Consider the following 23,442-nt stretch of genomic DNA (forward strand, 5'->3'; position numbering starts at 1 on the left):
ACTTTAGTTCATAATTATAACAAAGCGGCCAATCCATCGTAGGAAAGCTTCAATCCCATCAGCAGGATCATGATGTACATGAAGGGATAAAACACCTCAGGGCGCATGCGTTTTACAATCCATGCACCCGCAAAAGTTGCAAGCGGCGCTATGGGCATCAGAACCGCTGCGGCCTTGAGATTCTCGGCATCAAACTGGCCCAGAGCAAAATATGGAATGACTTTTATCGCATTAACAATCGCGAAAAAGATAACGCTCGTGCCGTTGTAGATTTTCGGGTCCTGCCGCAGCGGCAGGGCATAAACCTGATAGGGCGGACCGCCGGCATGGGCGACAAAACTTGTGAACCCGGCAATGGTCGACCAGAAGGTTGCAGCCGCCGCATTGTGCGGTTGCGCCGCCGCGCGTTTGGCTGCGCTGGTGAAAATATAACGCGCAAAAAAGATGATCGCGACGGCGCCAACGATGAGTTTCACCATGTCATCGGTCACAACAGATGCGGTCAGCCAGCCGATGCCGATGCCAAGCAAAGCGCCCGGTAACATCAGCTTCAGGGTTTTGTTGTCGCGATAGCCCCGCCAGCTCCACAGGCTCGCCACATCCATGATGATAAGGATTGGCAGCATGATCGCCGCCGCCTGCACTGGCGGCATGACCAGCGCCATCAGCGGCACACCGACTTGTCCCATGGCCCCGCCAAGGCCACCTTTCGACAACCCGATCAGGATCGTGGCCGGAACGGCAGCGGCATAGAACCATGGGTTCAACAGGAGATCGTGCATGATGGAAATCCGGTAAGGAGGGTCTTTCATCCTTAGCTGATCACACCGGCAATTGAAAAATGCTTTTTGGCGGCAAGCACCTGTTTGCTACTAAGTAATTACGTCGTAAGACTAATATGCAACAGACGTGTGGAAGATGAGGCATCGAAAAGACTGTTCAAATGAACGGCCATCCTCTATGCCCGAATTCCATCACGATTGCCCATTCTATAGAGAACGATTGTAAGGTTGCAGCCAATGAACAATGACCAGACACCCCAACGCTGCCGTATCGTTCTGATCGCGCCCCCGGCTGCGAGCGCCGACGAACTGGCCAAAAAACTGACCGACGCGCTGTCTGGCGGCGATGTCGCTTCCGTGCTCCTGTCTGCCTATGAGATGGACGAAACACTTTTTCAGACCATGGCGGAGACCGTTGTCCCCATCATCCAGAGTGCCGGTGCTGCCGCCATCATCGTTGGCAACACACAGATTGCCGGCCGCGTTAAGGCAGACGGCCTGCACTTGGAAGGCCCTGCCAGTGACCTTGCCGCAAATGTCGAGAAATTCTCACCCAAGCTGATTGTCGGCACCGGCAATATCAAGAATCGCCACACAGCTCTCGAAATTGGCGAGGCCCAGCCGGATTATGTGCTTTTCGGCAAGATTGGCGCTGATACCACGCCTGAAGCCCATCCGCGCAATGTTGAGCTTGCCGACTGGTGGGCATCAATGATCGAAATCCCCTGCATCGTTCAGGCGGGCAATACGCTGGAAAGCATCACTGACGCAGCGGCAACCGGCGCAGAATTTATAGCGCTCGGCGCAGCCGTTTTCGGCCATGAAAATCCGGCAGACGCCATCAAGGAAGCGAACCGTCTGCTCGATGAGCACGCGCCGCGATTTGAGGACTAGGCCCATGGGACCAAAATCCGGAAACCTCGTTTGCGCCATCGCGGCAGTGCTGGCGGTTTCACCGGTTTTCATGCACGCGGCTGCAGCCCAGACAGCGCCCGCCCCAGCAGCCACGGAAACACCAGCCGCTCCTGCGTCTTCTGCGCCAAACACGCCCGCTCCCACGGCTAATCACGCCCCGTCATTGACGTCGGCACCCACCGACGCACCGCAGTCGCTTGAAACACCGCAAACGACCCCGAAGCAGGACAAGCCGAAACTGGCCAGCGATCCCACGGTCGACATTGTCAATCCGACACGCTTCGGCAAGGGCGCCGTCGACGAGGCTTTTGGCGCTTATCAGCGCGGCCTTTATAAGACCGCGTATAATCTCGCCCTGCCCCGCGCCGAGAGCGGCGACGGTGCAGCACAGGTGCTGATTGCCGATATGCTGGCACGCGGCCTCGGCATACCTGTCAATCTGGCTGAATCGGCAAAATGGTATGGCAAGGCGTCCGAACAGGGTAATCCGGAAGCGCAGTTTCGCTATGGCACCATCCTGCTTCAGGGAAAATATGCGCCCAAGGACCCGGTCAAGGCCAAGACCCTGATGAAGGCTGCGGCCGATGGTGGTAACGCCATGGCACAATTCAACTACGGACAGATTCTGGTGCAGGAACACCCGGGCGCGCTGGGTCTTGAGAATGCTTATCCATGGTTTCTGAAAGCTGCCACACAGGGGCTTCCCGACGGGGAATACGCCGTAAGCCAGATTCTTGCTAACGGAACACTGGCGGTTCCGCGCGATGATGCGAAGGCCCGCGAATATCTCATCAAGGCGGCAAAACGCGGTTACGACACAGCCCAACTTGACCTTGGCCGGTGGTTTGTTGAAGGGCGCGGCGGCCCCCGCGACTATGTATCCGGTTTTGGCTGGACACTGCGCGCTGCCGTAGGCGGTAATGTCGCAGCACAGGCGCAGCTCGCCAAGCTTTACTATCAGGGTCTTGGGGTCGAAGGTGATTCCGTCAAGGCTGCAGCCTGGTACATGGTCGCCAGACGTGCGGGGTTGACCGACCCCGAACTTGATTCCTTCATGGATGGCCTCGACGATGACCAGATGAAGGCCGCGCTGACTGAAGCCAACAAGCTGCGTTAACACCGCAATGACCGAACAGAAATGGGAAGCTGAAGATGCCGTTGATTAACCGAGCCCATGAAATGCAACCGAGTGTCGCCGAATGGCGCCGGCATCTGCATGAGAACCCGGAAATCCTTTATGACGTGCATGAGACTTCCAAATTCGTCGCGGAAAAACTGCGCTCTTTCGGTTGCGACAGCGTCGAGACAGGCATCGGCCAGACCGGCGTCGTCGGCATTATCCGTGGCCGCCATGGCGATGGACCTGCCATTGGCTTGCGCGCAGATATGGATGCGCTGCCGATCATGGAAGCCAGCGGCAAGCCTTGGACTTCGAAGACAGCGGGCAAGATGCATGCCTGCGGCCATGATGGCCACACCGCCATGTTGCTCGGCGCGGCACAATATCTTGCTGAAACCCGCAATTTCCGCGGCTCGGTTGCCGTGATCTTCCAGCCTGCCGAAGAAGGCGGCGCTGGCGCACTTGCGATGATCAATGACGGTCTGATGGACCGCTTCGCGATCAAGGAAGTCTATGGCATGCACAATGCACCCGGCCTGCCCGTTGGCCAGTTTGCATTGCGCAAAGGCTCCATCATGGCGGCAACGGACGAATTCGAGATCAAGGTGATCGGTCGGGGTGGCCATGCGGCCAAACCGCATACAACTGTTGATCCCGTGGTTGTATCCGCTCATACGGTGCTTGCCCTGCAATCGCTCGTATCGCGCGAACTTGATCCGCTCAAATCCCTCGTCATCTCCGTAGCGATGATTCACGGCGGCGATGCAACCAATGTCATCCCGAATGTCGTAACGCTGTCAGGTACGGTGCGCACCCTTGCACCGGAAATTCGTGAATTCGCCCGCAAGCGTGTGACAGAAGTCGCCGAAGCCACAGCGGCTATTTTTGGGGCCAGGGCCGAGGTCAAGTATGATCAGGGCTACCCCGTCACATTCAACCATGATCGCGAGACGGATTTTGCCACTGGTATTGCCCGGCAGATTGCCGGTGACGGTGCTGTCAACAGCAATATGCCGCCTGTCATGGGCGCGGAAGATTTTTCCTACATGCTGGAAAAGCGCCCCGGCGCCTTCATTTTCCTTGGCAATGGCGACACGGCTGCCCTGCACAATTCAGCCTATGATTTCAATGATGATGCCATTCCCTATGGCATCAGCTATTGGGTTTCCGTAGCGGAAACTGCGCTGGCTGCTTAACGTTTCGGGCTTAGCCGCGAAAAGGGTCTTAACCGGCTCTTTTTGCGCTTTCTCTTGCCTATCGCGCGATTTTGTGGTCTTGGAGGCCCCAATATCGGCTGCCGCCGACATGTCGGCGCCCGGTCCTCAACAGCAATCCGGATAAACAAATGAAAATCAACGGTAATGAAATCCGTCCTGGCAATGTGATCGAACACGACAACAGCCTTTGGGTCGCTGTCAAGACGAACGCAGTCAAACCAGGCAAGGGCGGCGCCTATAATCAGGTCGAACTGAAGAACCTCCTCAACGGCACCAAGCTCAACGAGCGCTTCCGCGCCGCTGAAACCGTTGAAAAGGTCCGTCTTGAGCAGAAGGATTTCTCCTTCCTCTACGAACAGGGCGAAGCACTTATATTCATGGACACCGCCAGCTACGAACAGCTGGAACTGCAGAAGGATTTCGTCGGCGACCGCGCTGCGTTCCTGCAGGACGGCATGATGGTCACCGTCGAACTCTATGACGAACGTCCGATCGGCATTTCCCTGCCTGACTACGTTACCCTCGCCATCACCGAGGCAGATCCGGTCGTCAAGGGCCAGACCGCAGCATCGTCCTACAAGCCAGCTGTGCTTGAAAACGGCATTCGCGTTCTCGTTCCGCCATTCATTTCGTCGGGTGAACGCATCATCGTTGACACCAACGAACTGACCTACGTCCGCCGCGCTGACTAAGCCGGTGTCGGGCGCCGGGATTTTCGGCGCCCTGATCAACAAATTCTGACGGAGAATGACCTTAAATGGCGCGTTCAGCGATCCTCAATGTAATGGTGCAGGCAGCTATGAAGGCTGGCCGTTCCCTGGCGCGCGATTTCGGCGAAGTGCAGAATCTGCAGGTTTCGCTCAAGGGCCCCGGCGACTATGTTAGCCAGGCGGACCGCAAAGCCGAAGAAATCATCCATGCCGAACTGAGCCGGGCCCGTCCTGATTACAGCTTCCTGATGGAAGAGTCAGGCGCAATTGAAGGCAGCGACAGCCAGCACCGCTGGCTGGTTGATCCGCTCGACGGCACCACCAACTTCCTGCACGGCATTCCGATGTTTGCTGTTTCAATCGCGTTGGAACGTCAGGGCCAGATCGTTGCTGGCGTGATCTTTAATCCGGCGATGGACGAACTCTACACCGCAGAACGCGGCGGCGGAGCGTTCCTGAATGATCGCCGTCTGCGCGTTTCGGGCCGCATCAAGCTGGTTGATTCCGTCATCGGCACCGGCGTACCACATCTTGGTCGCGGTCATCATGGCGACTATCTCGTGCAATTGCGCAACGTCATGGGCGAAGTCTCCGGCATCCGCCGCATGGGGGCCGCCGCGCTTGATCTGGCGGCAGTTGCTGCTGGGCGCTTTGACGGTTTCTGGGAAGATGGTCTTTCCCCATGGGATACGGGCGCTGGCATCATCATGGTGCGTGAAGCCGGCGGTTTCGTCACGGATTTTGATGGCAGTCAGAATGTTGTCGAAAGCAAATCGATAATTGCTGGCAATGAAGCCATTCAGCGCGCCCTGCTCAAGACGCTAAAGAAGCCAATCTGAGCATTTTGCCTCTGTGCAGCTGAATTTGCTTAAAATCAGAACAAATTCGGCTGTCACCGCATTCCACCTTCCATTTTAACCATAATTTCGGTTAGGGTCGCATAAACCGATTTGGGTTTGTGCGATTTCCGCTCGTCCAGTGACACGAGCGAGGTTGCTTGGCGTGTGGCGAATGCGGAGACGATGTAATGGCTGATTTCAGTACAACCCGCCGGGTCATGGACGGTGACGACTATGATCCTTACAGGCTTTCCAGCCCGCGGCTTGTGCTTTTGTCGATGGCCATCTTTCTGGCCATTGTCGCTTTTATCGCCGCCATTCTCTCCCGCCAGATCAGTGGATTCTTTACCACCAATCCCGGCCTCAACGGCCTCATCATTGGTGTGCTGATCGTCGGTATTCTCCTCGGATTCGGTCAGGTCATCAGGCTTTTCCCCGAGGTGCGCTGGGTCAACTCCTTCCGTGAAGGCAATTCCGATCCGAACTCCAAGCCGGTGATGCTGGCTCCCATGCGTGCCCTCATCGGGCGACGCCAGTCCATGGCGCTTTCGACCAATGCCATGCGCTCCATGCTCGATTCCATCGCCACCCGCCTCGATGAAACCCGCGACGTCTCGCGTTACCTTATCGGCCTCCTGGTGTTCCTCGGCCTGCTCGGTACGTTCTGGGGTCTTCTCGAAACCATCCAATCGATAGGAACCACCATCCAGTCGCTGGATCCACGCACTGGCGACGCAAACGGCGTTCTCGATGCACTAAAAGCCGGTCTGCAATCACCACTCCGGGGCATGGGTACGGCCTTCTCATCCTCGCTTTTCGGCCTTTCCGGCTCTCTCGTACTCGGCTTCCTCGATCTGCAGGCCGGACGTGCGCAGAACCGCTTTTACACGGAACTGGAAAACTGGCTGTCGAGTGTGACCGATCTTGGATCAGACCTGCATGCGCTTGATGGTGCCAATAGCGGCACCACCGATGAATTGCGCTCGCTTTCCGAACGCCTCCAGAACATTCAGGAAACGGGCGGCTCCAGCCAGCGCACGACAGCCGCATTGGCAAGCTTGGCGGAGGGCATTCAGGGTCTCGTCAAGAACATGCGTTCCGAACAGCAGATGATGCGTGACTGGGTGGAAAAGCAGGCTGAAGAGCAGAAATCCATGCGCGAGACGCTGGCGAAACTCAGCGAGTCCGTCACCCGCAGCAAGGACAACTGAGAATGGCGCTCGGTCGCAACCGCCGCGCTATCCGGCATGTGGATTATTGGCCGGGCTTTGTCGATGCCCTGTCGACATTGCTCTTGGCGATCATGTTTCTCCTGTCGGTCTTCGTGCTGGCGCAGTTTCTGCTCAGTCAGGAAATCACCGGCAAGGATGCCGTGCTCAACCGGCTGAATTCGCAGATCAATGAACTGACGCAAATGCTGTCACTTGAACAGGGCAACAAGCAGGATTTGGAAGACACCATTGCCAATCTGCAGGCTTCGCTGACCAAAGCACAGAACGAGCAATCCCGTTTGCAGGCGGTTCTGTCACAAGGCGCCGGAGCCGGTGCGGTGGCGGATGGCAAGATCAGTGAACTCACCGCTGGCCTTGAAAACGAAAAGCAGTTGAGCGCCCGCGCCCTCTCGCAGGTGGAAATTCTCAACCAGCAAATATTGGCACTGCGCAAGCAGATCGGCGCACTGGAAGAAGCCCTGAACGCGTCGGAGTCCCGCGACAAGGAATCCAACGCCAAGATCGCCGATCTCGGCAAGCGCCTGAATGTGGCGCTTGCCCAACGCGTGCAGGAACTCAACCGCTACCGTTCGGATTTCTTTGGCCGCCTGCGCGAAATCCTGTCTGACCGCGAAAACATCCGCATTGTCGGCGACCGCTTTGTCTTTCAGTCCGAAGTGCTGTTCCCGTCAGGGCAAGCTGTCCTGAACGAAGCAGGCACTGGCGAAATGAAGAAGCTCGCGCTGGCGCTGATCGATCTGCAGAAGGAAATCCCTGATGATATCAATTGGGTTCTGCGTGTTGATGGTCACACGGACAATGTAGCGCTGTCAGGCACCGGCCAGTTCAAGGACAATTGGGAGCTTTCCGCCGCCCGCGCCATTTCCGTGGTGAAATTCCTTATCGCCAATGGCGTTTCCGCCAATCGTCTGGTGGCGGCAGGCTTTGGCGAGTATCAGCCGCTTGAGCCCGGTGATACGCCGGAAGTGCGTTCGCGCAACCGCCGTATCGAGCTCAAGCTGACCGAACGCTAGAGCAGAGTAAGGGCAGCCAGCGCAAGGATCGCTGGTACGCCCTGTACGATAAAAATCCGGCGGTTGACACTGAGGCCGCCGACAATCCCCGCAACAATGACACAGCCAAGAAAAAATGCCTTGATGGCAAACCCTGCCTCGCCAAGCCATAGTCCCCAGATCAAACCCGCAACCAGAAAACCGTTGTAAAGGCCCTGATTGAGCGCAAGCCCCTTGGAAGCCGAGGCAAATTCCTGCGTCAGCCGGAATGTTTTCAAGCCAAGCGGCTTATCCCACACCACCATTTCCAGATACATGAAATAGACATGCAGCAGGGCGACCAGCCCTATCAGAATATTTGCAACCATCCCTGTCCCCTTTTCACCCCTTAACGGCACCATTCCACTCTTGCGTGCCAACCTTAGCCGCGCAATCATGCCGCACGTAACCACTGGGAGGTGTGAATGGCAATGGATGCCGATGCAATCATCGTTGGAGCCGGGTTGTCAGGGCTTGTTGCCGCAAATGAGCTGGCGCAGGCGGGCAAGAAAGTCATCCTGCTCGAACAGGAAGGCGAAAATTCCGTTGGCGGACAAGCCTTCTGGTCGCTTGGCGGCCTGTTCTTCATCGACAGCCCGGAACAGCGGCGGCTCGGTATCAAGGATTCCTTCGAACTCGCCAAGCAGGATTGGCTCGGATCGGCACAGTTTGACCGCGCCGAGGACCACTGGCCCAAGCAATGGGCCGATGCATACCTGCAATTTGCCGCCGGTGAAAAGCGCAGCTGGCTGCATTCGCTTGGCATGCGCTGGTTTCCGGTTGTCGGCTGGGCTGAGCGCGGCGGCGCGCTGGCGAGCGGCCATGGCAATTCCGTCCCCCGCTTTCATTTGACCTGGGGCACGGGCCCCGGCGTTGTCGCGCCGTTTGAAAAGCTTGTGCGCGAGGCCATTGCCAAGGGCCTGATCACGCTTAAATGCCGCCACCGCGTCAATGCACTGACCACAACCAACGGCGCCGTCACAGGTGTGAGCGGCGACATATTGGAACCATCGAAAGTTGACCGCGGCCAACAATCCGCCCGCGATGTCTCCGGCAGCTTCGAATTATCAGCAGCCAGTGTGATCGTCACATCAGGCGGCATTGGCGGTAATCCGGAACTCGTCAAGCGCAACTGGCCGCGCGACAGGCTTGGCAATCCGCCCGAGAACCCGGTTATTGGCGTGCCCCATCATGTCGATGGCCGTATGATCGACATTACGGTCAGGGCGGGCGGCAGCGTGATCAACACTGATCGCATGTGGCACTACACCGAAGGCCTGAAGAACTGGAACCCGATCTGGCCCAACCACGGTATCCGCATTCTTCCCGGCCCCTCCTCCCTGTGGTTCGACGCCAAGGGCAACCGTTTTCCCGCACCGTTTCTGCCGGGTTTTGATTCGCTTGGAACGCTCAAGCATATCCTTTCGACGGGATATGATTATTCCTGGTTCGTGCTGACCCAAAAAATCATCAAGAAGGAATTCTCGCTTTCCGGGTCGGAGCAAAACCCTGATATTACAGGCAAGGACTGGAAGCTTCTTCTGAAAAACCGTCTTGGCAAGGGCGCACCGCCCCCGGTGGAAGCCTTCAAGCAGCATGGCGAAGATTTTATCGTCCGCGACAATCTGCAGGAGCTGGTCAAAGCGATGAATGCGCTAACCGGCGAGAATCTGATCGACCATGATCATCTTAAACAACAGATCGAGGCGCGTGACCGCGAGATCAACAACAAATATTCCAAGGATGCACAGGTCATCGCCATGCGCGGCGCGCAGAACTATATCGGCGATCGTCTGACCCGCATTGCCAAGCCGCACCGCATTCTTGATCCAAAGGCTGGGCCGCTCATCGCTGTACGGCTCAATATCCTCACACGCAAGACGCTGGGCGGCCTGCACACCAATTTGAAGTCGCAGGTGCTGGATGCAGCTGGTAGCCCCGTGCCCGGCCTCTATGCGGCAGGGGAAGCCGCTGGCTTCGGCGGTGGCGGCTATCACGGCTACAATGCGCTTGAGGGTACATTTCTGGGCGGCTGCATCTTTTCAGGCAGAGCGGCGGGACGTGCGGCGGCAGGCAGAGGATAGCAGCTATTCAGCCGCGCCTTTGAATGCATCCGCACCAGCTTCAAATTGCAGCTTGGCAAGGTTCGCATAGATCCCGTTTTTCTTGACGAGGCTCTGATGCGTGCCTTCTTCGACAATCTTGCCATCCTCCATGACAAGGATGCGGTCTGCCTTGAGCACTGTCGCAAGCCGGTGCGCGATGACAAGCGTCGTGCGGCCCCGCATCAAATGTTCGAGCCCCTTCTGCACCAGAATTTCGCTTTCCGCATCCAGCGCTGAGGTTGCTTCATCCAGGAGCAGGATCGGCGCATCGCGCAGGATCGCCCGGGCAATGGCGATACGCTGGCGCTGGCCACCGGATAGCGTCACACCCCGTTCGCCGACCTGCGTGTCATAACCATGATCAAGCGCCTTGATGAAATCATGGGCGAGCGCCGCCTTGGCCGCAGCCTCAATATCGGCGGTGCTGGCACCCGGACGGCCAAACCCGATATTGTCACGTGCCGTCGCGGCAAAGATGGTTGTATCCTGCGGCACGATAGCAATGCGCGAGCGGATAGCGGCAGGATCAGCTTCGCGCAAATCAACACCATCGACGCGAATGCTGCCTGATACCGGATCGTAATAGCGCAGGAGCAATGAAAACACCGTGCTTTTACCCGCGCCGGAGGGTCCGACAATGGCAACCGTTTCCCCCGGCTTCACATCGAAGTCGAGGCCGCGCAGCGCTGGTGCATCGGGGCGTGTGGGGTAGTTGAAACGCACATCCTTGAATGTAACTGAACCCACAGCCGGTTCCGGCAGCGCGACAGGCTTAAGCGGCGCGGCAATAGCAGGCTCTTCCGCCATGATTTCCATCAGGCGTTCCGCCGCACCTGATGCCTGCGACAGCTCGCCCCAGACTTCCGAAAGGGCGCCAAGGGCACCGGCGGCAAAAACCGCATAAAGCAGGAACTGCCCGAGAGTACCGGGCGAAATCGTACCTGCCAGCACATCGCGCGAGCCGAACCACAACACGGCCACAACACTGGAGAAGATCATGAAAATGGCGAAGGCTGTCAGCACAGCCCGTGCTTTGACCGATGAGCGGGCAGCGGTAAAAGCGTCCTCGACGGCAGCGCCAAACCGCCCCGTGGCCAGCGCTTCATTGGTAAATGCCTGCAGGGTGCGTACAGATATGATGGATTCGCTGGCATAGGCAGTGGCATTGGCCAATGTGTCCTGCGCATTGCGTGAACGGCGGCGTACTGAGCGGCCAAAAGCAACCAGCGGAATGATGATGAGCGGGATAGCCGCAATCACCAGCCCCGAAAGCTTCGCACTGGTGATGACCATCATGACGATAGCACCAAAGGCCAAAATGAGATTGCGCAGGGCAATGGAGGCCGTGGCACCGACGGCTGATTTGATCTGTGTCGTATCAGCGGTCAGGCGCGAAACAATCTCGCCGGACTGGGTGCTGTCAAAAAATGCGGGTGATAATTTGGTCAAATGCGCAAAGACATCATGGCGCAGATCCGAGACGATACGTTCTCCGAGCGTGATAACGAAATAGTACCGGCCGGCGGAGGCGACGGCCAAGGCTGCGGCAAGAACAATCAGCATACCGAAATAATTGTCGATGAAAGCGCCATTTGACCCGGTGAACCCATGGTCGATCATCCGGCGTACCGCCAGCGGAAGTATCAGCGTGGTCACGGCGGCAATTGAGAGCGAGATCAGCGCGCCTATCACCATACCCCGGTAGCGGGACATATATGGGAAGATGCGCTGCAAGGGCTTCAATGAGCGCCGTTTCTTTTCTGCAAAAGCCGTGTCGGCCATACCAAGAGTCTTCCTGTATCCTGCATCGCATTGCGACTTTGCGGCCAGATGGCCTTGTTATTGTTTTAAGGCTGATGTATAGGCTCGCCAACAGTTTTGGAAGCCCACGTTTGTGTGACGTTTGGCTTCATCTCTACCAATCGGCTCCGAACCGGCCTTCCGTCTCTTGTACGGGTCTGGTTTTGTGCCCCTTAAGTTCAGGATTAAGACAGATGAGAGCCAATATTCATCCAGACTACCACAACATCAAGGTTGTGATGACCGACGGCACCGAATACACCACCCGTTCCACATGGGGCAAGGAAGGCGATACGATGAACCTCGATATCGATCCTAGCACGCATCCAGCCTGGACCGGCGGTTCGCAGCAGCTCACAGACCGTGGCGGCCGCGTTTCCAAGTTCAAGAGCCGTTTCGCCAATCTGGGTATTTAATCCCTTCGGCATATGGAATTTCAAAACGGCTCCGTTCATTCGGGGCCGTTTTGCTTTGCAGGTCATTGCGCTCCGTCAGTCTCGCTCTAGGGATGCATTTATGGCAGGCAGCTTCTGGCTCATGCGGAAGAGCTCGCTGATACCATGGGCTTGACCCAAGTGCGGCTCTTCACCAACAAGATGTTCGCCGAGAATGTGCAGCTCTATCTTAAAACGGGCTACCGTATCGACCGCAAGGAACCATTCATGGGAGGATTTGCTGCCTATATGAGCAAGCCCGTTCCCCGAACCGCCTGATTTATTCTTCCGCGTCACTCACCTTACACTCGGAAAGCAGTGTCTTTTCTGGCGCGCCGGGCGCCGCATCGAGATAGGACAGGATCGCCGCATCACCCTTGGTGTGCCAGCGATAGCTGTCATCCTGATCAAGCGCGATGTAAAGCGCACCGGACCCGCTTTGCGATGTTCGCATCGGCACCTGCTTGTTCTCCACATTGATCACAGCAAATGAGGAGCCGTCCTTGGTGTTGATATAGGTCGCATCGACAATCACACCGCGTTCACACTGATAGGTTGTTTGCTCGATCCGGTCTTGCGCCGCCTGCTCTGCCGCCATCACGGGCAAGACCGGAATTAGAAGACCGGTAAAGACTGCAGATACCAACAGTTTTCTCATGTTCGATCCTCGCGCTGTCGCAGGCGTAATTCATAGCGCGAAAATCCCACTGAATTGAAGGGCGGGATGAAATTTCGCACGTCTGTTGCAACAAAACCCCGCCGCTGTCAGTTGCCCTAAGGAGGACAAGTAAAACCGTGGCTGGTTTGACAAGCTTGAACAACGCCCATAGCTTTTCAAAAGCTTATCTGCGTGTAAGGGAGGGACACCCAATGACTGATGTGACCACAGGTAGCAACCCCGCTGTATCAGCGCCAATAGAACCAAGTCTCCACCGGGTTATGGGCCCCTGGCTTCTGCTTCTGTTCATCGTGGGTGATATTCTCGGCACCGGCATCTATGCCCTGACAGGTCAGGTAGCAAAGCAGGTCGGCGGGGTTGTCTGGTTGCCCTTTCTGGTGGCTTTCATCGTCGCTGTCATCACCGCCATGAGTTATCTGGAACTGGTGACAAAATACCCGAAGGCTGCGGGGGCAGCCCTTTATACCCATAAGGCATTCGGCATCCATTTCATCACCTTCATTGTTGCCTTTACCGTGATGTGCTCCGGCATTACGTCGGCCTCAACAGCCTCACGGGCTTTCGCCGCCAATCTGTCCGGCGCATTTCAGCTCAATCTTGAAACCGGTATCGGCATAACGCTTGTGGCGCTGGCTTTCATGGCTGTTGTGGCTATCGTGAACTTCCGCGGTGTAGGCGAAAGCGTCAAGGCCAACGTGGTATTAACAGTCGTTGAACTCACCGGCCTTCTGATCATCATTTTCATCGGACTTTTCGCCATTGTCGCCGGACAGGGCGACGTATCGCGTATTACCCAGTTTGCCACCGCTCCCGATTCCAGTATTTTCTGGTCGGTCATGGCAGCAACCACCCTTGCCTTCTTTGCCATGGTTGGCTTTGAAGACTCGGTCAACATGGCCGAGGAGTGCCAAAATCCCTCCAAGATATTTCCGAAAGTTCTGCTGATCGGTCTTTTCATCACCGGAGCGATCTATGTGCTGGTTTCCATTTCGGCGATCACACTCGTATCACCTGCCGAACTCGGCGAAGGTGAAACGCCGCTTTTGAAAGTCGTTCAGGCGGGTGCACCCAATTTCCCACTCTGGATATTCGGCTTCATCACCATGTTTGCCGTGGCCAACAGTGCCCTCATCAACATGCTGATGGCCAGCCGCCTCGTCTATGGCATGAGCCGTGAACATGTGTTGCCGCCACTGCTCGGCAAGGTACATGCGAGCCGCCGCACGCCCTATATCGCGATCGGTTTCACCACCCTGCTCGCCTTTGCCCTCATCAGCTTTGTCGGCGAGGTTCCGGCGCTTGGCGGCACGACAGCGCTTCTGCTGCTGTTCGTTTTTACTATCGTCAATATTGCCGTGCTGATCCTGCGGCGCGAGAAAGTCGACCACGAACATTTCCGCACTCCGACAATCCTGCCGGTGCTGGGTTGCCTCTCCTGCGCCTTTTTCGCAGGTCCCTGGACTGGCCGCGATCCGGTTCAGTACAAGATCGCCGGTGTTCTCATCGGCGTTGGTGTCGTGCTCTGGATTATCACCGTTCTGGTCAACCGTGCTACCGGCGTTACACCCGATGAACCGGATATGGAAGCGCTCGGTGGTGATGGCCCGGTGAATTGAAGCATTGGGGTTGTGAGGGGCGCGTGGTTCGTGGTTCGTGGTTCGACAAGCTCACCATGAGGGAGAGGGGTGATGCAACGATAATCACAGAGATCGCAGAACTTGGCTCCCTGCAATCCTCCCACCCCCTCATCCTGAGCCTGTCGAAGGGCGGAACAATGGTTCTGCAGCAAGCCAGTCCAAACAAACAAAAAGCCCGCCAATGGCGGGCTTTTTTATCGACATAACCAAATGGATCAGGCGGCGCTGAGCTTGGCCAGAACTTCGTCACTGACTTCGAAATTGGCATAGACGTTCTGCACGTCATCGTCATCATCAAGCGTTGCGATCAGGCGCAGCACGGACTGTGCCTTCTCTTCATCAACTGGCGCCGATGTCTGCGGCTTCCAGATGGCCTTGATGGACTCAGCTTCGCCCAGAGCGCTTTCCAGCGCCTTGGATACATCGCCAATATCTTCAAAGGCGCAGAGGATGACATGACCGTCCTCGTCGCTCTGGGCATCTTCGGCCCCAGCTTCGATCGCCGCATCCATGATCTTGTCGGCGCTGCCGGCTTCCGGCTTGTAGGTGATTTCGCCAACGCGGTTGAACATGAAACCGACCGAGCCGGTTTCGCCCAGCGCACCGCCGGATTTGGTGAATGCTGCGCGCACATTGGAGGCAGTGCGGTTGCGGTTATCCGTCAGCGCTTCGACGATAACAGCGACGCCGCCCGGACCGTAGCCCTCATAACGGACCTCATCGTAATTATCACCATCACCGCCTGCCGCCTTCTTGATGGCACGCTCGATATTGTCCTTCGGCATGGACTGGGCGCGCGCGTTCTGCACCGCAAGGCGCAGACGCGGGTTCATCAACGGGTCAGGCAGACCCTGCTTGGCGGCCACGGTGATTTCGCGTCCGAGCTTGGAGAAAATCTTTGACCGAACGGCGTCTTGACGCCCCTTGCGGTGCATGATGTTTTTAAACTGTGAATGGCCTGCCATGGCACCCCTGCGTGCTTAGATATGGTTCTGCCGTTTCCCTCGGAAGCCTGCGAACCAAGTTTGCGGACCGTTCAGGCGGAAACATGCGTCTGGAATGGCGCCCTTATAGGTAAAAACCGGCGTCTCGTCCAGCACCTCAACAATCACAATGAGGGAAGTTGAAGATGCGTATCGGCATAGCCGGCTTTGGATATTGTCGAACAGAGATCGAACCACTCGCATCCCGCACAGGCGGCACGTGTCGTGCCCTGCCGGAATGCGCCACGAAACCGCGCAACCGTCTCACTGTCGAGCGTCAGCATATCACCGGCTTGGATGGTTTTACCCAGCAGGAGGCCGACATCCGTTGCGGCCTTGGCATCGCGTTCGAGCACACTGTCACGAAAACAGTGCGGATCAGTGTCGCCAAGAAGGGGCTGACACACATCATCAGGCCCCTCCTGAATCAGAATATCCTCACCCGCTGAAATCCGGGCAATGATCCTGTCATAGTTCTCGGTAAAGGCCACGCTGTAGCCTTTACCGACATAGGTCAGCATGCACAGAAGATGATGTGCACGCAGTTTGATGGTCAAGACAGACGCACCATGATGCCCGAACGACGCAGCAACTCGATAGCAGCAGCAGCCAGACCTGACTTGAGAACCGCGCCGAGAAGGAACGGTGCAACGCCTGACGCCCATGCGGTTTCAAGACCGAACAAATGTGCAAGCCACGATGCACCGAGAACGAGGCAGAGCACATTGCCGAACAGCATGATTGCCGCCGATGCGAACGGGTTGCGGGTCAAGCCCCGCTCGGCCAAAAAGCCGACAGCTGCTGCAACAACCGGGAAGGCTGCGAGATAACCGGCTGTCGGCCCAACAAAATGGATGAAGCCGAAACCGCCGCCTGAAAGGACTGGCATGCCGATCATCGCTTCACCCAGCCAGGCGAGAACCGTCAAACCGCCGAGACGCCAGCCATAGAGAGCGCCAACCATCGTCACGGCAAATGTCTGCATGGTGACTGGAACCGGGAACATCGGCACTTCAATCCACGAGCTGACGGCAAGGAATGCAGTGCCGATCAGAACAGCAAGCATCTGGAAGGCAATGGAACGATCTGCCAGCTTAAGCGGCACGAACGCAGTGGGGTATGTAGTCTGGGTCATTGAAGTACTATCCTCAAACGAGTGTTACAAAATCGGGCGTGATTGGTTTCAACGCTTTTTCTTGGCCTTGCGTGCCAGCATGTTAAGCGCTTCGACCAGCGCCGAGAAGCCCATAGCCGCATAAATGTAGCCCTTGGGTACATGGAAGCCGAAGCCGTCGGCAATCAGCGTCATGCCGATCATCAGGAGGAAGCCGAGAGCCAGCATGACAATGGTCGGGTTGTTGGCGATGAACTTCGACAGCGGTTCGGCGGCCAGCAGCATCACCGTAACCGCGGCAATAACAGCGATAACCATTATGGCGATCTCGTCGGTCATGCCGACGGCTGTGATGATGGAATCCACCGAAAACACCAGATCAAGCACCAGGATCTGGAATACCGCTGCGCCCATGGTGAGCGTAACAGCCTTGCCGATCACATCTTCCTTGGCATCCTCATGATCAACCGTGTGGTGGATTTCCTTCGTAGCCTTCCACACCAGAAACAGACCACCGGCAATCAGGATCAGGTCGCGCCACGAGAAACCATGGCCGAAAGCCTCGAATATCGGCTGCGTCAGCTGCACAATGATCGAGATGGTAAACAGCAATACCAGCCGCAGAACAAGCGCAGCACTGATACCAATGCGCCGGGCGCGCGCCTGCTGCTCCTTCGGCAGCTTGTTGGTCAGAATGGAGATGAAAATCAGATTGTCGATGCCAAGCACCACTTCCATGACCACGAGTGTGACCAGAGCGATGAGGCCTGATGGCTGATAGATGAAATCAAAATGCGAGATAAGGGTTTCCATGGGGTCGTTCCTGAGCTGTTAGAGACCGGATGGGTATAAACCGATGCCTTGATTTAAAAGGTTGTGGTGAGTTGGTATCAATCTATTTCCAGAATGCGGGAATGGTTTCCTCCAGCCGCGGACCGATCCGCAGAGGAGAAATCTTTTCAGCAAGGCCGGTGCGATCGGAAATCTCCACGCCAACACCGCAGATCGTTGCCTTGCCGCTGGCGGCCTCGAAGCGGCCTTTTGGCACTTTTGACAGGAACCTGTTCAGCGGCTCTTCCTTGTCCATGCCAAGTGATGAATCATAATCGCCGCACATGCCTGCATCGGACATATAGGCCGTTCCGCCATTGAGGATTTGCGCGTCGGCGGTCGGTACATGTGTATGCGTGCCGACGACAAGGCTGGCGCGACCATCGACGAAATGGCCAAAACATTGCTTTTCGCTGGTGGCTTCCGCATGGAAATCAAACACCACCGCATCCGCCTGCTCGCCAAGCGGACAAGCGGCGAGAATCTCCTCGCCAATGGTGAAAGGATCATGCAAGTCCGGATGCATGAAGACGCGGCCCATAATGTTGGAAACCAGCACGCGCGCACCATTCTTGGCCAGAAACACGCCAGAACCTTTTCCGGCAGTGCCAAGCGGGAAATTGGCCGGGCGCAGGAACCGCTGCTCGCGCGCGGCGAAAACCAGGGCTTCCCGTTGGTCCCACACATGGTTTCCCGTGGTGACCACATCGGCCCCGGCATTGATCGTATCGTGGAAAATCTCTTCGGTGATGCCAAAACCACCGGCGGCATTTTCGCCATTGACGATGACAAAATCGAGTTTCAGATCGGAGATCAGTCCCGGCAATTGTTCGTAGACCGCTGTCCGGCCCGACCGTCCCACCATGTCACCAAGAAAGAGTAATCTCACGCCTATATCCTGAAAGAGAGGCCCGGTCGCTGCCGCAGCCTGAAATGATCGATTGGCTTTATCCGTCTAGCCGAAACGGCGCAACCCGCTTTCCGTCAGGATCGCCTCCAGCGGCACATCATGCGGCTCATCGGGAACGGTTTCAACCTGCTGGCAGTCGAATGCCACACCGACAAGGCGCGGGTTCACGCCTTTGGCCTGTAGACTGGCAATCGCCCTGTCATAATAGCCCGCACCATACCCAATGCGATGGCCCCGGATATCAAAAGCCGCCAGCGGCACCAGCATGACCGATGGGTCAAGCACCGCAGCATCTTCAGCTGGTCCTGATGTACCAAACCCGGTATCGATCATCGGTACATCCCGCACCAGTTCGCGAAAGAGGATCGTTTGCTTATCGATAATTGCGGGCAGGCAAAGCCGCGCACCGCGCTCGCGCAAACTGAAAAGCAGGGGACGCAAATCCACTTCCGAGCGAATTGGCCAGAAACCTGACACAATCGTTCCCGCATCAAGGGCAAGCACCGCCAAACCGAAATCGGCAATGCGCATCGAGGCTTCGCTGCGGAATTCTGGTGTCAGCGCATCCCGGCGGCCAAGGGCCTCCAGACGGAGTTTCTTCTTCAGCTCTTTGACGGGGGAATGGTGTTGCACTGGCTTGATTTCATGAGGCGCCAGCAACCGCCAGCTCGGGATGAAACAAAAGTGGCGTCCACACAACCGATGGAGAAGTCGATCCCGGGAACCTACAAAGTAGGTGGGTGCCGTGTGAAGAAGCCCACGGGCCTCCTCAGGGACAGCTCCCTAAGGGATTATTAAGGCCCCGGGGAATATGTCTCTCCTGTCGAGAAGCGCAGAACGCCGATTCCAATATAGGATGGATGGATGCATTGCACCAGTGCATGCCAAGCGATTTTCCACTGCTGACACAACTTGTCAGCTATCCGGTTGTTGGCCACGCTCTGGCGCGTTACGATTTGCCGGATAAGTGGGGGACACGCACCATGACAATTTCCATGTATCAGGCTTCCGTGCCGGTTTTCACGCGCTTGCTCGGCAATTGCGCGGCGTTCCTGCAAAAGGCCGAAACTTACGCATTGACACGTGACACCGATGCCTACCCCCTGTTGGAGCAGCGGTTGGCACCGGACATGTTTCCCCTGAAAATACAGGTGCAAATTCTGGCGGATGGCGTCCGGGGCTGTACGGCCCGGCTTGCCCGGCATGAATTGCCCGCGCCCGATGACTGGCGCTATGCGGTGTTCAATCGCGGTTATCATCAGGACTTTCACGAATCGGAGCAGAGTTTTGCCACGCTGACAGCCTATATCTCCGACACCGTTGACTACCTCCAGACAATCCGCCCCGATGAAATCGATGGAACGGAGGAATTGCCGGTGGAGGTAACGTGGCGCGGCAACACGCGGCATTTTCAAGGACTGCCTTTCCTGCGCGATTACGTGCTGCCGAACTTCTATTTTCACCTGACGATCAGCTACGCCATCCTGCGCATTGCAGGCGTTCCACTGGGCAAACAGGATTTTGAAGGTATGCCTGTTTATGAGAGTGTGCCGACGTTGGGATGAGGAGTATCCACACGCCTTTGCCCTGTTGTTTCGTGTTCGTGGTTCGTGGTTCGACAAGCTCACCATGAGGGAGAGGGGTGATGAAAGGGAGCCAAGTTCTGCAACCCTTGCGCTGCAATCTCTGCGATTAGCATTGCATCCACCCAAGCACCTCATGGTGAGCCTGTCGAACCACGCACGATGTTACTGCAACCACCCATTCTCAAAAAAATCACACCAACTTATCCAACACCATCTCACCTCGCTTATTCTGATGGTGTCCTTTCCGGCGGGAATGCTCCGGAAAACTTTCGAAGTCAGGAAAGGATCGGTGATTTCATCTGCGGTACTGACAATCCTGCAGATGAAAAGGTTTTATCTCTCAAGGATAAACCAGTCATCGAGGCGGGTGATCCGGGAGTTTTCTTGGTTGAAACAGGAAAGTTCCGGGGGAACGCACTGATTAGACTACCAATACCAAGACTTCCGCGTTCCCCTTTGGATCGCCCGTCTTTCCCACCTTTCAATAGCCAGACGCGAAAGCGGGCGTGGTGATGGGGGAGTGTGTTCCGTAACTGCAATGTTGGTGGATGCAATCACCCCCCTCTGTCCTGTCGGACATCTCCCCCACAAGGGGGGAGATCACATTGACATTTACGCCTTTGCACAACCGGAAATGTTTCAGATTGCGCAAAGGCAGTAGTGACAGCTGATCTCCCCCCTTGTGGGGGAGATGTCCGACAGGACAGAGGGGGGTGAGCGCCGCCGGTGCATGGTTCGTGGTCCGACTGCAAACCCATTGGCAAACAACGCCCCCGAACTACCACATTGCTCTCTCTTGCCCTCGCCGCGTCACATCCCTACTCTTTGCCCATCATGAAAGGGAATGCGATGCGGTTTGAAGGAACAGCGGCTTATGTGGCCGACAAGGATTTGATGGTGGCGGTCAATGCGGCGATTGCGCTGGAGCGCCCGTTGCTGGTCAAGGGCGAGCCCGGCACCGGCAAGACCGAGCTTGCCCGGCAGATCGCTGCGGCGCTTGATCTGGAATTGATCGAGTGGAATGTCAAATCCACCACCAAGGCGCAGCAAGGTCTCTACGAATATGATGCGGTCAGCCGTCTGCGTGATTCGCAGCTTGGTGATGCCAAATTCAACGATATCGCCAACTACATCAAACCGGGCAAGTTGTGGAATGCCTTCACGACCGACAAAAAAGTTGTGCTGCTGATCGACGAGATTGATAAGGCCGATATCGAGTTTCCCAATGACCTTTTGCAGGAACTCGACCGTAACGAATTCTATGTCTACGAGACGGGCGAAACAATCCGCGCCGCGCACCGGCCAATCGTCATCATTACTTCAAACAATGAGAAGGAATTGCCCGACGCTTTCCTGCGCCGCTGTTTCTTCCACTATATCCGCTTCCCCGATGTCGACACGCTGACCAGAATCATCGAAGTGCACTATCCCGGCATCAAGCAGAATCTGGTTCGCGCTGCCCTCACCCAATTCTACGAGATCCGCGATGTGCCGGGCTTGAAGAAGAAGCCGTCAACTTCCGAAGCGCTGGACTGGATCAGGCTTCTCGTTGCCGATGACATTGCGCCGGAGGATTTACGCGCTGATCCCAAGAACGCCTTGCCCAAACTGCACGGTGCATTGCTGAAGAACGAGCAGGACGTGCATCTGTTCGAACGGCTGGCCTTCATGGCAAGGCGGCAGGGCTAGATGACTATTATCATTCGCCCCGTCCAGAAAGCCGATGAACCCGAATGGCGCCGCCTCTGGACCGCTTACCTGACGTTCTACGAAACATCCGTAGCCGAAGACGTTTATCAGACGACATTCAAGCGGTTGCTTTCCGGCGGCGAGCATGAATATCGCGGCTTTCTCGCCGAGCTTGACGGCAAGCCTGTCGGTCTTGCGCACTACCTTTTTCATCGCCATTGCTGGACCATTGCCGACACCTGCTATCTGCAGGACCTTTACGCCGACCCGGAAATACGCGGTCAGGGCATTGGCCGCGCGCTGATCGAAGCTGTCCATATGGAGGCGACAAAGGTTGGCTCGCAATACGTCTATTGGACCACCGCCCATGACAACGAAACGGCCCGCAAACTTTATGACCGCATCGGTGAACTGACCCCATTCATTGAATATCTGAAAATGGTATAATCGCGTCATGTTCATTCCCTTCTTTCTCGAACTGAAAGCTGCAAAAATTCCCGTATCGCTGCGGGAATATCTGACATTGCTTGAAGGGTTGGATGCCGGGCTGGTGACCTATGATGTTGAGGGGTTCTATTATCTCGCCCGCTCGGCACTGGTAAAAGATGAGCGGCATATGGACCGCTTTGATCAGGTTTTCGGCCATGTCTTCAAGGGACTGGAATCCCTGACCGGCGAGAACGGTATCGACATTGCCAATCTCCCCGAGGAGTGGCTGCGGCGTCTTGCGGAAAAACATCTGACCGAAGAAGAGAAAAAGCTGATCGAGGCGCTTGGTGGTTTCGACAAGCTGATGGAAACATTGCGCCAGCGGCTGGAAGAGCAAAAGGGCCGGCATCAGGGCGGGTCAAAATGGATCGGCACCGCTGGCACCTCGCCGTTTGGCGCCTATGGCTATAATCCGGAAGGGGTGCGGATCGGTCAGGATGAGGGCCGCCATGGCCGCGCGGTGAAGGTGTGGGACAAGCGCGAATTCAAGAATTTCGATGACAGCGTGGAGCTTGGCACCCGCAATATCAAGGTTGCGCTGAAACGCCTGCGCCGCTGGGTGCGCGAGGGCGCGGATGATGAGCTTGATCTGTCAGGCACCATCAAATCAACCGCCGAGCACGGCTATCTCGATGTGCAGACCCGCCCGGAGCGGCGCAACCACGTCAAGCTGCTGATGTTTTTCGATGTCGGCGGTTCGATGGATGAGCACATCAAGATTGCCGAAGAACTATTCTCCGCCGTGCGCTCGGAATTCAAACACATGGAGTATTTTTATTTCCACAATTGCCTCTATGAAGGCGTTTGGAAAGACAATCGCCGCCGCCATGCGGAAAAGATTCCGACGCTTGATGTGATCCACAAATATGGACCTGACTACAAGGTGATCTTCGTCGGCGATGCCGCCATGGCGCCCTATGAGGTATCCCATCCAGGTGGGTCGGTCGAACACTGGAATGAGGAAGCCGGTGCAATCTGGCTCAGCCGCGTGCTCGATCACTGGAAAAATGCCGCCTGGCTCAACCCATCAAAAGAGCAGTACTGGGGCTATACCGCCTCAACCGCAATGGTCCGCAAGATTTTCGCAGATCGCATGTATCCGATGACCCTTGCGGGTATTGAACAGGCAACACGGGAGCTTTCGCGCAGGCATTAGGTTGTGAGCGGTGTGGTTCGTGGTTCGACAAAACAACCATGAGGGAGAGGGAGGATGCAAAGCTAATCGCAAAGGTTGCAGAACTTGACTCCCACACCTCACCCTCTCCGTCATCCTCGGGCTTGACCCGAGGACCCACGGCTAAGAAGCTCAAACGAACTTGGAGSTGGGCGCTATCATGTT

The 23,442-nt window shown here is 56.5% G+C and carries 25 protein-coding genes and 1 other RNA gene; 15 read left to right on the forward strand and 11 right to left on the reverse strand.

Translation table 11 applies throughout. The features are described from left to right. Positions 1 to 14 precede the first annotated feature (14 nt). Positions 15 to 782, reverse strand: coding sequence for a sulfite exporter TauE/SafE family protein (locus AB4Y96_RS01825; protein ID WP_091879860.1), 768 nt, complete (start codon positions 780 to 782; stop codon positions 15 to 17). A gap of 237 nt (positions 783 to 1,019) precedes the next feature. On the opposite strand from AB4Y96_RS01825, the gene AB4Y96_RS01830 reads away from it, so the two are divergent. From AB4Y96_RS01830 to AB4Y96_RS01860, 7 genes are all read left to right on the forward strand, one after another. Next, complete coding sequence (locus AB4Y96_RS01830; protein ID WP_441915293.1) at positions 1,020 to 1,676, forward strand: thiamine phosphate synthase; 657 nt, start codon at positions 1,020 to 1,022, stop codon at positions 1,674 to 1,676. A 4-nt stretch (positions 1,677 to 1,680) separates the two neighbouring features. Next, a complete protein-coding gene (locus AB4Y96_RS01835; protein ID WP_441915295.1) occupies positions 1,681 to 2,814 on the forward strand; it encodes an SEL1-like repeat protein in 1,134 nt (377 codons plus the stop codon). 35 nt (positions 2,815 to 2,849) lie between these two features. Further along, positions 2,850 to 4,013: a M20 aminoacylase family protein gene (locus AB4Y96_RS01840; protein WP_441915296.1), complete on the forward strand. Its 1,164-nt coding sequence runs from the start codon at positions 2,850 to 2,852 to the stop codon at positions 4,011 to 4,013. 149 nt (positions 4,014 to 4,162) lie between these two features. Then, positions 4,163 to 4,726, forward strand: a complete 564-nt coding sequence (gene efp / locus AB4Y96_RS01845; protein ID WP_441915297.1) for an elongation factor P — start codon at positions 4,163 to 4,165, stop codon at positions 4,724 to 4,726. Between the two features lie 65 nt (positions 4,727 to 4,791). Then, entirely contained in the window at positions 4,792 to 5,583 is a 792-nt protein-coding gene (locus tag AB4Y96_RS01850) for an inositol monophosphatase family protein (RefSeq protein ID WP_441915298.1), read from the forward strand. Between the two features lie 188 nt (positions 5,584 to 5,771). Next, a complete protein-coding gene (locus tag AB4Y96_RS01855; RefSeq protein WP_441915299.1) occupies positions 5,772 to 6,794 on the forward strand; it encodes a MotA/TolQ/ExbB proton channel family protein in 1,023 nt (340 codons plus the stop codon). Positions 6,795 to 6,796: 2 nt separating this feature from the next. After that, on the forward strand, positions 6,797 to 7,828 hold the full coding sequence (locus AB4Y96_RS01860; protein WP_091879851.1) for a peptidoglycan -binding protein: 1,032 nt from the start codon (positions 6,797 to 6,799) through the stop codon (positions 7,826 to 7,828). Here the strand turns inward: AB4Y96_RS01860 and AB4Y96_RS01865 are convergent. Beyond that, on the reverse strand, positions 7,825 to 8,175 hold the full coding sequence (locus tag AB4Y96_RS01865; RefSeq protein ID WP_441915301.1) for a DUF1304 domain-containing protein: 351 nt from the start codon (positions 8,173 to 8,175) through the stop codon (positions 7,825 to 7,827). The two genes, AB4Y96_RS01860 and AB4Y96_RS01865, sit on opposite strands and share 4 nt — an antisense overlap. 96 nt (positions 8,176 to 8,271) lie before the next feature. Between AB4Y96_RS01865 and AB4Y96_RS01870 the strand changes: the two genes are divergently transcribed. Continuing rightward, on the forward strand, positions 8,272 to 9,930 hold the full coding sequence (locus AB4Y96_RS01870) for an FAD-binding dehydrogenase (protein ID WP_441915302.1): 1,659 nt from the start codon (positions 8,272 to 8,274) through the stop codon (positions 9,928 to 9,930). Between the two features lie 3 nt (positions 9,931 to 9,933). Here the strand turns inward: AB4Y96_RS01870 and AB4Y96_RS01875 are convergent, their stop codons facing one another. Then, positions 9,934 to 11,733, reverse strand: a complete 1,800-nt coding sequence (locus AB4Y96_RS01875) for an ABC transporter transmembrane domain-containing protein (RefSeq protein ID WP_441915304.1) — start codon at positions 11,731 to 11,733, stop codon at positions 9,934 to 9,936. 212 nt (positions 11,734 to 11,945) lie between these two features. Between AB4Y96_RS01875 and rpmE the strand changes: the two genes are divergently transcribed. Together rpmE and AB4Y96_RS01885 are read left to right on the forward strand one after the other, a co-directional pair. Next, on the forward strand, positions 11,946 to 12,167 hold the full coding sequence (rpmE, locus tag AB4Y96_RS01880; protein ID WP_091879845.1) for a 50S ribosomal protein L31: 222 nt from the start codon (positions 11,946 to 11,948) through the stop codon (positions 12,165 to 12,167). Between the two features lie 144 nt (positions 12,168 to 12,311). After that, complete coding sequence (locus AB4Y96_RS01885) at positions 12,312 to 12,464, forward strand: hypothetical protein (protein WP_441915306.1); 153 nt, start codon at positions 12,312 to 12,314, stop codon at positions 12,462 to 12,464. 1 nt (position 12,465) lies between these two features. Here the strand turns inward: AB4Y96_RS01885 and AB4Y96_RS01890 are convergent, their stop codons facing one another. After that, entirely contained in the window at positions 12,466 to 12,843 is a 378-nt protein-coding gene (locus tag AB4Y96_RS01890) for an MliC family protein (protein ID WP_441915308.1), read from the reverse strand. Between the two features lie 212 nt (positions 12,844 to 13,055). On the opposite strand from AB4Y96_RS01890, the gene AB4Y96_RS01895 reads away from it, so the two are divergent. Next, positions 13,056 to 14,480, forward strand: coding sequence for an APC family permease (locus tag AB4Y96_RS01895; RefSeq protein WP_441915310.1), 1,425 nt, complete (start codon positions 13,056 to 13,058; stop codon positions 14,478 to 14,480). A 236-nt stretch (positions 14,481 to 14,716) separates the two neighbouring features. Here AB4Y96_RS01895 and AB4Y96_RS01900 read toward each other — a convergent pair whose 3' ends face one another. The 7 genes from AB4Y96_RS01900 to ssrS form a co-directional block, all read right to left on the reverse strand. Continuing rightward, the gene (locus AB4Y96_RS01900; protein WP_091879840.1) at positions 14,717 to 15,466 is read right to left on the reverse strand and encodes a YebC/PmpR family DNA-binding transcriptional regulator; all 750 of its coding nucleotides are present in this window, start codon (positions 15,464 to 15,466) and stop codon (positions 14,717 to 14,719) included. Between the two features lie 143 nt (positions 15,467 to 15,609). Beyond that, positions 15,610 to 16,041, reverse strand: coding sequence for a DUF1284 domain-containing protein (locus AB4Y96_RS01905; RefSeq protein WP_441915311.1), 432 nt, complete (start codon positions 16,039 to 16,041; stop codon positions 15,610 to 15,612). Continuing rightward, a complete protein-coding gene (locus tag AB4Y96_RS01910) occupies positions 16,038 to 16,619 on the reverse strand; it encodes a biotin transporter BioY (protein ID WP_441915313.1) in 582 nt (193 codons plus the stop codon). Before AB4Y96_RS01910 ends, AB4Y96_RS01905 begins: the two co-directional genes overlap by 4 nt. Positions 16,620 to 16,667: 48 nt before the next feature. After that, the gene (locus tag AB4Y96_RS01915; protein ID WP_441915315.1) at positions 16,668 to 17,411 is read right to left on the reverse strand and encodes a TerC family protein; all 744 of its coding nucleotides are present in this window, start codon (positions 17,409 to 17,411) and stop codon (positions 16,668 to 16,670) included. 82 nt (positions 17,412 to 17,493) lie between these two features. Further along, on the reverse strand, positions 17,494 to 18,318 hold the full coding sequence (locus AB4Y96_RS01920; RefSeq protein WP_091879834.1) for a TIGR00282 family metallophosphoesterase: 825 nt from the start codon (positions 18,316 to 18,318) through the stop codon (positions 17,494 to 17,496). A 66-nt stretch (positions 18,319 to 18,384) separates the two neighbouring features. Further along, positions 18,385 to 18,972, reverse strand: a complete 588-nt coding sequence (locus AB4Y96_RS01925; protein WP_441915317.1) for a 5-formyltetrahydrofolate cyclo-ligase — start codon at positions 18,970 to 18,972, stop codon at positions 18,385 to 18,387. Positions 18,973 to 19,024: 52 nt separating this feature from the next. Next, positions 19,025 to 19,181, reverse strand: a non-coding RNA gene (gene ssrS / locus AB4Y96_RS01930) — 6S RNA. A gap of 39 nt (positions 19,182 to 19,220) precedes the next feature. Between ssrS and AB4Y96_RS01935 the strand changes: the two genes are divergently transcribed. The 4 genes from AB4Y96_RS01935 to AB4Y96_RS01950 all read left to right on the forward strand — a co-directional run bounded on the left by AB4Y96_RS01935 (position 19,221) and on the right by AB4Y96_RS01950 (position 23,259). Beyond that, complete coding sequence (locus tag AB4Y96_RS01935) at positions 19,221 to 19,904, forward strand: DUF1993 domain-containing protein (RefSeq protein WP_441915319.1); 684 nt, start codon at positions 19,221 to 19,223, stop codon at positions 19,902 to 19,904. 870 nt (positions 19,905 to 20,774) lie between these two features. Then, positions 20,775 to 21,614 carry an AAA family ATPase gene (locus AB4Y96_RS01940; RefSeq protein WP_441915320.1) on the forward strand — a complete coding sequence of 280 codons (840 nt, stop codon included), beginning with the start codon at positions 20,775 to 20,777 and terminating at the stop codon, positions 21,612 to 21,614. Further along, entirely contained in the window at positions 21,615 to 22,061 is a 447-nt protein-coding gene (locus tag AB4Y96_RS01945) for a GNAT family N-acetyltransferase (protein ID WP_441915321.1), read from the forward strand. A gap of 7 nt (positions 22,062 to 22,068) precedes the next feature. Then, positions 22,069 to 23,259 carry a vWA domain-containing protein gene (locus tag AB4Y96_RS01950; protein WP_441915323.1) on the forward strand — a complete coding sequence of 397 codons (1,191 nt, stop codon included), beginning with the start codon at positions 22,069 to 22,071 and terminating at the stop codon, positions 23,257 to 23,259. The last annotated feature ends 183 nt before the right edge of the window (positions 23,260 to 23,442 follow it).

Source organism: Phyllobacterium sp. TAF24 (assembly GCF_052113785.1).
In the GTDB taxonomy this organism is placed as follows: Bacteria; Pseudomonadota; Alphaproteobacteria; order Rhizobiales; family Rhizobiaceae; genus Phyllobacterium.